General features: G+C 66.1%; 4 protein-coding genes. 1 reads left to right on the forward strand and 3 read right to left on the reverse strand.

Annotation, left to right across the window (positions count from 1 at the left end; translation table 11 throughout):
• Window positions 1-15: 15 nt before the first annotated feature.
• Together H0P51_RS19580 and H0P51_RS19585 are read right to left on the reverse strand one after the other, a co-directional pair.
• On the reverse strand, window positions 16-9240 hold the full coding sequence (locus tag H0P51_RS19580; protein WP_180914556.1) for a type I polyketide synthase: 9225 nt from the start codon (window positions 9238-9240) through the stop codon (window positions 16-18).
• A gap of 561 nt (window positions 9241-9801) precedes the next feature.
• Window positions 9802-10521: a DUF1906 domain-containing protein gene (locus H0P51_RS19585; protein ID WP_180914557.1), complete on the reverse strand. Its 720-nt coding sequence runs from the start codon at window positions 10519-10521 to the stop codon at window positions 9802-9804.
• A gap of 178 nt (window positions 10522-10699) precedes the next feature.
• On the opposite strand from H0P51_RS19585, the gene H0P51_RS19590 reads away from it, so the two are divergent.
• The gene (locus H0P51_RS19590) at window positions 10700-11842 is read left to right on the forward strand and encodes an aromatic ring-hydroxylating oxygenase subunit alpha (RefSeq protein ID WP_180914558.1); all 1143 of its coding nucleotides are present in this window, start codon (window positions 10700-10702) and stop codon (window positions 11840-11842) included.
• Here H0P51_RS19590 and H0P51_RS19595 read toward each other — a convergent pair.
• On the reverse strand, window positions 11834-13162 hold the full coding sequence (locus H0P51_RS19595) for a lipocalin-like domain-containing protein (RefSeq protein WP_180914559.1): 1329 nt from the start codon (window positions 13160-13162) through the stop codon (window positions 11834-11836). The two genes, H0P51_RS19590 and H0P51_RS19595, sit on opposite strands and share 9 nt — an antisense overlap.
• Between the last annotated feature and the right edge of the window lie 59 nt (window positions 13163-13221).

Genomic DNA, 13221 nt, shown 5'->3' on the forward strand with positions numbered 1-13221 from the left:
AACCGATCGTCCGGATCAGCCCGCAGACACCTGCTCGGCCCCGTAGATGTCGCCGTCACCCAGCCTCGAGTCCGGGTTCAGCAGCATCCTCGCCTCCTGCGGCTTCTCCGGTCCGTCGTGGTCAAAGCGGCGGTCCGGCGGGCGCTGGTACATCGGCTCACCGCCGGCGATCGCCGACACCAATCGGCGCTGACCGGCCAGCAGGCGCGCGTCTGCCCGGCGCTGATAGTCCGCGCGCTGCGCGGGGTCCAGCGCGGCCACGAACGCCTGCGGGTGCACCAATGCGACCAGGCCCGACACGTGCCCGAACCCGAGACTGGTCAACATCCCAGCCTTGAGCGGGAACTTGCCGCCCAGGCGCAGCGTGTCCCGCAGCCAGACGAAGTGCGAGGAGCCGGCCAACTCGTCGTCGACACAGTCCAGGCTGCGGTTGGGCGGAATCACTCCATCGCGCAGCATCTGGCATAGACCCATCATCTGGAACACCGCCGCACCGCCCTTGGCGTGACCGGTAAGGCTCTTCTGCGAGACCACGAACAGCGGGGCGCCTTGCGAGCGGCCCATCGAGTCGGCGAGCCGCTCGTGCAACTCGGTCTCGTTGGGGTCATTGGCCAGCGTCGACGTGTCGTGCTTCGAGATCACCGCGATGTCGTCGGCGGTCACCCCGAGCTTCTTGAGCGCACGTGCCAACGGCGACTCCTTACCGCCGCGGCCAGCGCCCAGCGCACCCAGGCCGGGCGCCGGGATGGAAGTGTGCACACCGTCGCCGAAGGACTGGGCGAATGCCACCACGGCCAGCACCGGCAGACCCATCTTCAACGCAAGGTCGCCGCGCGCCAACAGGATCGTGCCGCCACCCTGCGCTTCCACGAAGCCCAACCGGCGCCGGTCGTTGGGCCGCGAGAACTTCGAGTCCTCGATGCCGCGGCCGCGCATCATCGCCGTGTCGGCGGTTGCCGCCATGTCCCCGAATCCGATGATGCCTTCCAGAGTCAGGTCGTCGATACCGCCCGCCACCACCAGCTCGGCCTTGCCGAGCCGGATCTTGTCGACGCCCTCCTCGACCGACACCGCAGCGGTCGCGCACGCGGCGACCGGGTGGATCATCGCACCGTAGCTGCCGATGTACGACTGAACCACATGTGCGGCAACGATATTCGGCAGAACCTCCTGGAAGATGTCGTTAGGCTTGTTCCGGCCCAGCAGATTCCCGTGGTACATGATCTGCATCGAGGTGCCGCCACCCATGCCGGTGCCCATCGTGTTGGCCACCAAACTCGGATGCACGTAACGCATCACCTCGGCCGGGCTGAAGCCGGCGGTCAGGAACGCGTCGACGGTGGCGACGATGTTCCACACCGCCAGCCGGTCGATCGAACTTGCCATGTCCGGGCTGATACCCCACACCGTCGGGTCGAAGCCGGTCGGCACCTGGCCCCCGACGACACGGGACAGCTTCGTCTTGCGCGGCACCCGGATCTCGGTGCCCGCCTTGCGAATCACCTGCCAGTCGCTGGAGTCGGGCACCGGACGGATAACCGTGTGTTCGGGGTCGAACTCGGCGAAGGCACGGGCATCGGCCTCCGACGACACCACGAACGCGAAATCCTTGTCCAGGAACACCGACACCAGCAGCGGCGAGCTGTGGTCGGGATCTATGGTGCCGTCGTCGACGAACTCCCGAATGCCGCAACGCTGCACGACCGCGTCATGGTAACGCTCGACGATCTCGGATTCATCCACCAGATCGCCGGATTGCGTGTCGTACCAACCCGGTTGGGGGTCGTCCTCCCAGCGAATCAATCCGGTGGTCCAGGCCAGCTCGAGCACCCCGGCGGCCGACAGCTCGTTCTCGACCTCCATCTCGAAGCGGGTACGCGACGATCCGTACGGCCCGATCTCGGCGCCGCCGACGATCACCACCAGATCGGCCGGGTCGACGTCGAGGTCTTCCCACTCCGGCGGCGGTGCCGGCGCATAGCCGCGGGGCGGCGATGGCAGGGCCGCGATCGTGCCGTCGGTCGCCACTTCCTCATCGGTGGCCGCCTCGGAGACCATCTCCTCGCGGGCTTTAGCGGCCAACTCGGCCATGTCCAGCTCCACGTCAGCCAGCCCACCGGTGAAGTCCGCCTTGATCGGCGAACCAGACGCGGCGACTTTGGATTCCACATCACACAGGCCCAGCAGCATCGCCGCCATCTCGTCGGTCGAATAGGTTCTCACGCCGGCTTCCTCGACGGCGGTGACGATGGCATCGTTGTGGCCCATCAGTCCGGTCCCGCGGGTCCAGCCGATCAACGCGTGCGCCAGGCTGACGCGCTCGGCCCAGGAAGATTCGGCGTGCCATCGGCTGACCACCGCGTCCAGCGCCGACTTCGCCTCACCGTAAGCACCGTCCCCGCCGAACATGCCGCGGTTGGGAGAGCCGGGCAGCACCACGTGCAGCCGCGACGCGATGTCGCGTTCGGCGCCGATCTTGGATAGTCCGCTGATAAGCCGTTGCGCGGCCCACAGCAGCACTTTCATCTCCATCTCGGCGCGCGCCCCAACCTCGGACATATCGCCGACCACCCGCGGCGCCGCGAACGGGAACAGCAGTGTGGGAGTTTGCGCATCCTTGATGTGAATCGATTGTGGTCCAAGGCTTTCACTCTGCTCGGAGCCCACCCATTCGACCAGCGCATCGATGTCGGAGTAGGACGCCATGTTGGCCGGCACCACCCACAGCGCCGCACCGAAGCGGGCATGATCGCGGTAGAGCTCGCGGTAGAAGGCCAGTCGCTCGTCGTTGAGCTTTGAGGTGGTGGCGATAACGGTGGCGCCGCCGTCGAGCAGGCGCGCGACCACCGATGCGGCAATGGAGCCCTTCGAAGCACCTGTCACGACAGCGATTTCGGCGCTGTAGGGACCTGGCTCAGGGTTCTCGGCGCCGGCGGCAATCCGGCCGTACAGGGCGGCGTGGATCTGCCGACCCGCTGCCAGCGACTTGCCCTGCCACCAGGTTGCCTGCGTGGCGAGAACATGCCCGGCACCCTCGAACCGCTCCGAGAGCCGCAGCCAGTCAGCGTCTATGTCGCCTTCGTCGGTCAGCCACAGCTTGACCAGGTCCTCGCGGGCGCTGGCCCAGCGGTCGTCGAAGACAACAGCCTTCTTGCCGTCGAACACCGGCGCGACCAAACGGGGCCAGTCCGAACCCAATTCGGCACTGACCAGGTCGATGAGCTCGGCGTCGGTGGCCACAGGCAGCGCGCTGGCGGGTTCGTCCAACCCCAGCTGACCCAGCACCAGGCGGGCCGCCGAGGCCAAAACTCCGTCGCGGCCGGTGATCTGGTCGGTGAATTCACTTAGCGCGGCCGCATCGACGGTCGCACCGCCCCCGCCGCCGGCCGACGGTAGCGATACCGAAACACCGTGGCGCGCGGCCACCGCGGCGACAGCCCCGTCGATGACCTTGTCGACCGACGCGGCATCGGCCAGGGCACCCTCATGCAGGTGGCCCATCGCGCCGCCGCGAACGCTGGTGCCTTCCCGGGTACCCAATGCCACCTCGACGGTGACGTGTTTGACCCAGCCCTCGCCGAGTTCCCAGGTCTTAGTCACCCGTTCGGCGATGGCGCCGGGACGCTTGCCCGACGGGCCGAACACCGTACGCAACTGGTCGTTGATCGCATCGGAAAGCACTGGGCCGTAAGGCTTGTAGGTACGAGCCAGTTTGGTGACCTGCGCGCGCAGCCCAGCCAGGTCGGCCTCGGCGGCACCGTCGATAGCGCCCAGGTTCAACTCGGAGCCCAGGTCGACCAACAGCTGGTTTCGCCGCGAAGAGGCGCCGTCGGTGATCGACTCGATGGAGTCCAGCGGCTCGATCTGGTCGATACGCATCTTGGCCGAGATTGCGATCAGGGCCAGGGTGGCGTCGGCAGCGTCGAACGCGATGTCGTCCGGGCGTGGGCCTCCAGAAGGCGCCGCCGCCGGCACGGCCGCGGGAGCGGCGCTGACGGCTTCCGGCTCGGCCGAATCGGTAACCGGCTCTTGCGCTTCCGGTTCAGGCTCCGGGTCGGTGTCGGTGGCGAACAGCACTGCGGCATCGCGCTCGGCGTTGAGCACTTCCACCGTGCTGTGCGCGTATTCGGGCAGTTTGAGGGTGTTGGTGGCCAGGCCCGCGACCGTGGGCGCGGTCTTCACACCGATCTCGACGAACCGCTCCACCCCCAAACCGCCGGCGGCCTCTTCGATGAACAGCAGGTCCTGTGTCTCGATCCAGCGCACCGGGCTGGCGAACTGCCAAGCCAGAAGTTCGATCAGGATCTTGCGCGCCAGATCGCGCGGTCGTTCGTTGCGCCAGGTGTCGTAGTCGGCCAGCACCTCGTCAAGCGGTTCGGCGGGCACCAGGTCCCGGATCTCCTGGACAAAGTCACGATCCAGTGTGAACGGCCGCGGCACCAGGTTGGGGATGTAGCGACCGAGGATCAGGTCGGGATCTTTGTCGCGCGGCATCAGGCGTTCGAGCGAGCGACGGAATTCGGCGACACCGACCCGCAGCACGCGGGAGTGGAATGGCACGTCGATACCCGGCACCAGGATGAAAGAGCGCTTGCCGCCGGTGATCTCACGGCGCCGCTCGACCTCTTCCTCCAGCGCCTGAAGGCCGCGCACGGTGCCCGCGATCGCGTACTGCGACCCACGCAGGTTGAAGTTCACGATCTCCAAGAATTCACCGGTGCGCTCGGCGATGCCGGCCACGAAGTCGGTGACTTCCTCGTCGGGCAGGTCGATCTGGGACGGCCGGATGGCAGCCAGACGGTAGTTGGAGCGACCCAGCTCGTCGCGCGGCACAATGTCGTGCATGTTCGAGCCACGGTGGAACACCGCTTCGAGCAATGCGTCAAGTTCGAAAACGCCACTGACACAAGCCAATGCGGTGTATTCACCGACCGAGTGACCACAGGTGATGGCATCTTCGACGAAAGCGCCTTGCTCGCGCATCTCGGCAACTTGCGCGGCCGCGACGGTGGCCATCGCGACCTGGGTGAACTGCGTGAGGAACAGCACGCCGTCGGGGTGGTGATAGTGCACACCGCTGGCGATGATGCTGGTCGGGTTGTCGCGGACCACATGCAGCACCGAGAAGCCCAGCGTGTCGCGGGTGAATTTGTCAGCGTCGTCCCAGACCTTGCGCGCCGCCTTCGAGCGGGCCCGCACATCCATGCCCATGCCTTTGTGCTGAATGCCCTGGCCGGGGAACGCATAAACCGTCTTAGGCGACGCCAGTCGGGCTGTCGCCGACATGACCAGGTCCGGACCGATCTTGGCGGTCACCTCCAAAACCTCTGCGCCCTGGTCGATTCCGACCCGCTCGACGCGGAAGTCGACCTCGTCACCGGGCAGCACCATGCCGAGGAATCGCGCGGTCCAGCCGACCAGCCGCGCCGGCGGGCGGGCCTGGCCATCGGTGGCGGTCACCGCGTGCTGGGCCGCTGCCGACAGCCACATCCCATGCACGATCGGCGATCCCAGGCCGGCCAGCAGTGCCGCGGCCTTGTCGGTGTGGATCGGGTTGTGGTCCCCGGACACTACTGCGAACGGCCGCATGTCCACCGGGGCGCCGATCTTGACGTCGCGGCGGCGCCGGCGCGGGGTGTCGGTGGCGTTCTCGGAGACCGCCCCTCCGGCGCGGGCCGGGTCGGCGAGTTCGGCCGCCCCGGTCCGACCCAGGATCGCGAACCGCTCGTTGAGAGTTGCGACGACGGACCCGGCCTGCGACGTTACGGTGACGGCGACGGGCACGACGCGGCCCATGTCGGTGTCGATCGCCCTGGCAGCGGTGGCGACGATGGTCAATTCGGTTGGCACGGTGGGCAGTTGCTCGGCCAGCCGGACGGCGTGGTCCAAGTGCACCAGACTGAGTAGACCCTCCACCACCGGCACGCCGGTGTCGGTGACCGCCGTGCCGATCGCAGCGAAAACAGCGGGCCAGCAGTGCCCGACCAGCGCATCGGGCACGGTGGTGAGACTAGGCGCCAGCGACTCGCCGAAGGTGGCGGTGACCCCGGTGTGGTCGGCAACCCGCTCGGGATCCCAGGACACCGTCACCGTGGCCGAGCCGTCAGTCACCGCCGGCAGCGAATCCGGGCCGTCCACGCCGGCGGCGATGGCCAGCACGGAGCGCATCGCCGTGGTGGCGTTTTCGGTGGACACCACCGGAATACCGCCGTCGGCGGTGTTGGCGGGCAGGCTGAATGGGATGTCGATCCAGGTGCCCGACACCGGCACGCTGAGCACCACCTCGCCCTCCGGGGTGGTATGCAGTCGCGCGCCGGTGGATGTGTGTGTGGCGCTGCGGTTTTCGCGTACCTGCCAGTCGGCAGGCTCGGCGATGCGGTGCACCGGGTTGGTGGTGGTGCGTCCCGCCCACACCACGTCTGGTGCGTCGAGCACTACGGCGAGTGGTCCGCGCACATCAGTGCGGCCCAATCGCCGTGAGGTGACGTCGGCGGGCTCGGCGCCGGCAGCGACCACCTCATCGATGGCGGCCTGCTCGAAGCGGTCCAGCAGTTCCCCGACCGGTTCGTCCAGTCTGGTGATGCCGGCGACGGCGGCGGGACCGGGGATGATGCACACTTGGTCGGCGTCGTAGCGAGCGTCGTGCGCCTGCCACAGCGAGTCGCTACGCCACCAGCGCCGCACGTCCTTATCAATCACCGGCACGAAGTTCACCGGCTTGCCCAGCGTCTTGCACAGGCTCACGAAGAACGGCACATCGGCGGGATGCAATTGCACCGTCTCGGCGTCCGGATAGCTGCTGAGCAGCCGCTCGATCGCAGCTGCCGGACCTTCGAGCAGCGCAGCGTCATCGAACAGCGTCTCGATCGGACCGAAATCCTTTGCGTGTAACCGCGCTTCGGTGCGCTTGAGCATCTGCTCGAATCGCTCACGCCAGGTGTCGGCCAACCAGGGGCTGCCCGGAGCGGCGGTGTCGGCGGTCGAATCACCGTCTCCGATGGCCAATTCCACGTAGCGGCGCAGCCATTGCAGATACGTCATCTCCGCGACGTCGCCGAAGTAAGGCTTGGCCGTCTTGGCCATCGCGGCGATGATCTCGTCGCGACGTTCCGCCACGGCGTCGGCGTCGCCGGCCACCTCGTCGAGCAGCTGCCCGCACCGCGACGCGCTGTTGTCGATCTCGTGAATGTCAGCACCCAGCTGGCTACGGCTAGAAGCCATGCCGCCCTGGGCTTTTCCGGCGCCAATCCACCCATCGGTGCCCTGGGTGTCGACCAGCATCTGCTTCACCGAGGGTGACGTGGTGGCCTCCAGCGTGGCCATCGCGGCAGTGCCGACCAGGATGCCGTCGATCGGCATCAGCGGGAAGCCGTAGGCCTGAGCCCAGCGACCGGACAGGTACTGCGCGGCCCGCTCGGGGGTACCGACACCGCCGCCGACGCAGACCGTGATGTTGGGCCGCGAGCGCAGCTCGGAGTAGGTGGCCAGCAACAAGTCATCGAGGTCTTCCCAAGAGTGATGACCGCCGGCGCGACCGCCTTCGATGTGCATGATCACCGGCTTGGTCGGCACCTCGGTGGCGATGCGGATCACCGAGCGGATCTGCTCGATGGTTCCCGGTTTGAACACCACATGGCTGATCCCGACATCGTTGAGTTCGTCGATCAACTCGACGGCCTCTTCTAGCTCCGGGATACCGGCGCTGACCACGACGCCGTCGATTGCCGCGCCGGACTGGCGGGCCTTCTGGACCAACCTCTTGCCGCCCAGCTGCAGCTTCCACAGGTAGGGATCCAGGAACAGCGCGTTGAACTGATAGGTGCGGCCGGGCTCGAGCAATCCGGCGAGTTCCTCGATACGGCCGGCGAAGATCTCCTCGGTGACCTGTCCACCGCCGGCCAGCTCGGCCCAGTGCCCGGCGTTGGCCGCGGCGGCCACGATCTTGGCGTCGACGGTGGTCGGGGTCATGCCGGCGAGCAGGATCGGCGAGCGACCGGTCAAGCGGGTGAATTTGGTCGACAGTTTGGTCCTGCCGTCGGGCAGCCGGACCACCGTCGGTGCGTAGCTGGACCAGGCGCGGGCCACCTCCGGGGTGGCCCCGACGGTGAACAGGTTGCGCTGGCCGCCGCGGGTGGCCGCGGGCACGATGCCGATGCCCAAACCACGGATGACGGGCGCAGTCAGCCGGGTCAGGATGTCACCGGGACCCAGGTCCAAGATCCAGCGCGCGCCCGCGTCGTGCACCCGAGTGATCTCGTCGACCCAGTCGACCTTGCGGACCAGGATCGCGTCGGCCAGGTCGCGCGCCGAGGCGACGTCCAGGCCCACCTTCTCGGCCCAGCGACCGACGATGTCGATGCCGTCGGACAGGCGCGGGGTGTGGAAGCCAACCTCGACCCGTACCGGATCGAAGACGGGCGCGAAGACATCGCCGCCGCGCAGCTTGCTCTTGCGCTCGGCCTCTTCTTTCTCCGAGATCTGGTTGCAGTACAGCTCGAAGCGGGACAGCTGCTCGGGGGTTCCGGTGATGACGACCGAGCGGCGTCCGTTGCGGATGGACAGCACCGGGGGCAGTACGGTGCGCACGTCCTGGGCGAATTCGTCGAGCAGTTGCCCGATGCGCTGCGGGTCGGCGTTGGTGACCGATACCATCGGCGGCCGGTCTCCGAGCACTGAGATGCCGCGCCGGCGTGCCACCAACGTGCCCGCCGCGCCGATTAGCTGGGCCAGCGCCAATAACTCCACGTCACGGGCACCGCCGGCCTTGAGAGCCTCGACCCCAAGCAGGCCCTGGGAGTGCCCCGCCAACGCCACTGGCGGGGTTTCGACCAGGTCCATGCCCTGGCGGGCCAGTGCCCGAATGGCGGCGATCTGGGTCAGCAACACGCCCGGCAGGGAGACCGCGGCCGAGGTCAGGTGTTTGTCAGACGGGACGGTGTCCTCGGCCGCCAGGGCACGCACCCACTGCAGGGGCTCGAACCCGATCGGGCGCACCACGATCAGCTCGCGGGCAACGGGCTCGAGCAGCAGGTCGACCTCACCGACCAGGGTGGCCAGCTCGGATTCGATCCCGGCCCCGGACACCAGTTCTTCCAGAGTCTCCAGCCAGGCGCTGCCCTGTCCCCCGAACGCGACGGCGTACGACTCGCCCGCGGTCAGCCGGTCCACCAGCGCATGGGCGCTGTGCGGTCCACTGCCGTCGCGGTCTGCGGACAACCTGTCGTGCTCGTGGATCGTCACTTTGGTCTCCCTGTATGCGTCTGTGTGCTGCATCTGGCGCGTCTCGGTTTGGTTCGGCCGGGCCGGGCTGGCCTGGCGGCCAAATCATCTCCGGGGGCGATTCCGCGTCGAACCGCAGCCGTTAGTCGTTTGACCGGTGCGTTGAGCGGGCGTCCCAGAGCACTGGATCAACCTGCATCGGTCCCAATAAGGGTGTCATAAGGATTGGTCCAGTCTTTTGACTCCGATTGGTTACTGGTGAGTTCTACGCATGGGTAACCGTGTCGTGGGTAACACCGCCTTTCACCGCCGGCCTGAGCGCCGCAGACAAACGTCCTGCATGCAGGTGGTTACGGTCGAGTAGCTATAACGGTGCTGTTCAAAGCAGTATTGTTACCAAATCGTTATGTCAAAAATTTCGTCGTCAACCGTCGCGTAATCCGCCTCTGGGCGACCCCATGCGGATTCATCGGTGTAGCCGATGCGGAAAACTGGGCGAACGAGTGTTTGCTGGGTATCCCCCTGGACACCGTCACCGACGGGCATAATCCCGACCCGGCGCGTGCCCCGACTGGTCGGGTATCAGACCCACTGCCCAAACTGAGGCTTGAGGATCTCATTGATGTCGACCCCCACCCCGCCCACGGACCGCTTGTCGATCTCGACCTGGTGCAGGTGGGCCGCCGGGTGGGTGAACCCCTTCGGCGAGCCCCAATTGTGCTGCCAGAAGTAGGTCCCGATCCCGTCATTCACCGCCCAATCGATGGTCTTGGAGTTGGCGTACACGCCCGTACGCTGGTGACCGACCACCGACTCCCAGGACCGCAGATACGGGACGATCTGATTCTTGTACTGGTCGTGCGACGGGTCGTCGTCGATCGAGGCGTAGATGGGCGCGCTAGCCGGCCCACCGGCGGCGGCGTGTAGTTCCATCCCTCGCTTGGCGTGCTGAATGCCGGCGGCGGCGCCACCGAGCCAGTCCGAGGTACTGCCCTTGCCGTACTGGTAACACGAGACGATCTTGAGACCGCTGCCGTGCAGGTCCTGCGCCTCGGCGAGCTGAATAGGCTTGCCGAGCATCCAGGCTCCACCCGGTCGTCGATCCGAGACGTAGCGAATCGCGCCCACCGCGCCGGCCGCTTTGATCTGGCTGGCCGGAATGACGCCGGCCGCGTAATCCAGCAAGGTGCCGAGCGACGCCGAGGCCGGCGGCGCGGTCAGCGAAGCCGCCGCGGCGCCGAGACCCAGCAGGGCCGGCGTCGCCGCGGCAAATTTCAGCACGTCACGCCGCGAAACGGACATGAGCCACAGGGTACGACAATTACCTCAATCGACCCATCAACCACATCGGTCACATATATCTCAACTTCGACACATCCGCGCCAAGGGGACACAGGTTCGGTGGCGCGGTTGGCCAAATCTTGTTGTCAATATAAAGTTAGTAAAGTTAACCTGCAGAACCGCAACGGGGGTTTCGCGGATGGATCACGACCAGCTCATCGATTTGACTCGTCGCGCACTAAAACTCGCGCGCGACAAGACAACCGACCTCACACCACAGACTCACCAGGTCCACGCGGCGGCCTACACCTCACCCGAGCGGCACCGGCGCGACCGGACTATGGTGCTGGCCAGCCCGCAGCTGGTCGGATACGTTTCCGAACTACCCCGGCCGGGGTCCTACTGCACCAAGACGGTGATGGGCAGGTCCATCCTGTTGACCCGCACCGCCGACGGCTCGGTCAAGGCCTTCGACAACGTCTGCCTGCACCGGCAGTCGCGCGTCGCGTCGGGATGTGGAGTGGCCAAACGATTTACCTGCCCCTACCACGCCTGGACGTATGGCAACGATGGCCGGCTGGTGGCGGTCCCGGGCCGGGAGGGTTTCCCGGACACCACACCGCGATCCGACGGGTTAACCGAGCTGCCCGCGGCCGAGTTCGCCGGGTTCCTTTGGGTGGCGATGCAACCTGTAAAGAGCGGCGGAACACTGGATGTAGCGGCCCACTTGGGGCCGCTGGGCGCAGAACTGGACTCTTGGGGCATCGGTCGCTGGGCCCCGCTGGGTGAGAAGGTGCTCGACTCGCCCATCAACTGGAAGCTGGCGGTGGACACGTTCGCCGAAAACTACCATTTCGCCACCGTTCACGAGAACACATTCGCGACCATTGCGCGCAGCAATTGCACGGTTTTCGATGCATTCGGACCGCACCATCGGCTGATCTTCCCGCTCAACACAATCCTGGATTTGGAGAACATTCCCGAGGACCAGTGGGTGCCGCTGAACAACCTAGTCGTTATCTACGCCCTGTTCCCCAACATCGTCATTTCGGTGACGATCGCCAATGGCGAACTGTTTCGTGTCTATCCGGGGGACCGGCCCGGGCAGTCAATCACCGTGCACCAGAACTCGACTCCGCTGGACATGTCCGACGAGTCGGTGGCCGCCGGCGCGCAAGCAGTCTTCGAGTACGCGCACGCCACGGTCCGCGACGAGGACTACCGGCTGGTCCAGGACTTGCAAGCGAACCTGGAATCCGGTGCGCGCGAGAAGCTTCTGTTCGGCCGCAATGAGCCAGGCCTGCAGCACCGCCACGTCATGTGGGAGCGCGCGTTAACCTGACAGCGCGGTGATCAGATCGTCGAAAATTGTTGCCAATGGCTCTGTTTGGCCGATCCGCAATTTCGAGGCCAACTCCAGCGCCGCCACTCGCTCTCCGTCGTGCACCAGTTTCGAAAGCTGATCCACTGCGGCCTTCACCTCCGCGCCGGGGACGTCGGCGAGAGTGGCGGACAACACCTGAACCAACTCCCAGTCCCGGTACAGCGCCAGCGATCGCTCATTGAACGCGAATGCGGTGACAGGTTGGCCGCCCAGCGTTCCGCGATAGCGATACGGGCCCTCCATATACTCGATCGGCAGGCCATGGGCGGGCGCGGGCACCAGCGGCTCACCGACGATGTCCAATTGCAGCGCGGCGCTGGTGATCCGATGACGATCGGGCATGTAGCGGGCCTTCGTGGGCGGACGGATCAGCGTTCGGATGGATTCGGGCCACCGGACATAGCTGCTGATGGTGACTTCAAAGTCTTCCACGCACTCCGGCGCCCTACCGTCGGAGTAGCTGACGGTGATGCCCGTAAACGGTTGCAGCGCATTGCCTTCGGTGCGCAGAAACTGCCGCCAGATGCTCATGTCGACGCCGTTGCAGAAGTTGACGGTGCGCCACTCGTGGGACCTGGTTCGAGGAGGTTCCCCGGTGCCGCCGCCCGCGTACTTCGGGAACCACTGCCGGTCGATATGCCCGCTGCTACCCCTGACCTGCTCGGCCAGCTCACCCCAGCGCAGCGTGCCGGTCATGACCAGTCCGGTCTGGAAGTAGGAATACGTGTCATCCTGACCGAAGCAGGCGATCTTGCCGTTGTACGCCAAGGCGCCCAACGCAGTCGGCGCACGAGTCGGTGTGACGGCAAGCTCCAAACGCATGGTCCGGCCGTGCTGGTCGGTACCCACCAGGTCGACGTCGTAGGTGTAAGGCACCAAATTGCCGTCGTCGTCGGTCCGGGCGGTCCAGCGCGCCGTGCCGTCGCGGGTGTCGTACCCGAGGTCCAGTGATCCGACCGCGCTAGACAATCGGGGGGTGGCACCCGGCTCCATACTGGCCGGCGGCATGTCATAGTCGGTGTAGGTACCGTAATCGCCGGTGTCCAGGTCAAACAACGCCATGGTGTAGAAGTCGGCGACGATTGATCCGCCCGGTCGATTCCGGTTGAAGATGGTCAGGAATGCGAACGACCGGCGGGAATCCGGTGCTTCGAGTTCGCCGGCGATGAACCAGGTATCGGACTCCTGGTCGGCGTGCTGACCTTCGGCAGCGGGAAAGTCCAATTGACCGTCACCGGGTACCAACTTGAATGGGTAACTGCGCCAATCGTTCGTCACGCGCCGCCTCGCACTAAGAGAATTTTTGCTATGTTAGCATCAATAGCGAAATTACCGTC

Source organism: Mycobacterium vicinigordonae (assembly GCF_013466425.1).
In the GTDB taxonomy this organism is placed as follows: Bacteria; Actinomycetota; Actinomycetes; order Mycobacteriales; family Mycobacteriaceae; genus Mycobacterium; species Mycobacterium vicinigordonae.

Excerpts from the sequence above, each read along its gene's own strand:
- H0P51_RS19585 (WP_180914557.1), bottom strand. The coding sequence starts at position 10,521 with ATGTCCGTTTCGCGGCGTGACGTGCTGAAATTTGCCGCGGCGACGCCG.
- H0P51_RS19590 (WP_180914558.1), top strand. The coding sequence starts at position 10,700 with ATGGATCACGACCAGCTCATCGATTTGACTCGTCGCGCACTAAAACTC.